Genomic DNA, 261 nt, shown 5'->3' with positions numbered 1-261 from the left:
CTACTCTCACATGGGGAAACCCCACACTACCATCGGCGATGCATCGTTTCACTGCTGAGTTCGGGATGGGATCAGGTGGTTCCAACGCTCTATGGTCGTCAAGAAATTCGGGTACTGACTCGTGACCAGATGGTCTCGCTTCAGCAAATTGGGTATGTGACAGCTTTCGGTGTTTGTGCGTTTCGAACTTTCGGTTCGTTTCGTCTTCACACACCGCAATCTGGTGCCTTTTCAGGTCAGCAAATTGCTTGGGTGTTATAT

1 rRNA gene is annotated in these 261 nt (G+C 49.8%); it reads right to left on the bottom strand.

The features are described from left to right. Positions 1-103: ribosomal RNA gene (gene rrf, locus QMX86_RS28295) — 5S ribosomal RNA — on the bottom strand; the annotation flags it as partial. Positions 104-261 lie beyond the last annotated feature (158 nt).

The organism is Pseudomonas sp. PS01270 (assembly GCF_029959775.1).
Taxonomy (GTDB): domain Bacteria; phylum Pseudomonadota; class Gammaproteobacteria; order Pseudomonadales; family Pseudomonadaceae; genus Aquipseudomonas; species Aquipseudomonas atacamensis.
Note: the sequence above shows the minus strand (reverse complement) of the source record. Positions and strands in the feature narration are given on the sequence as shown.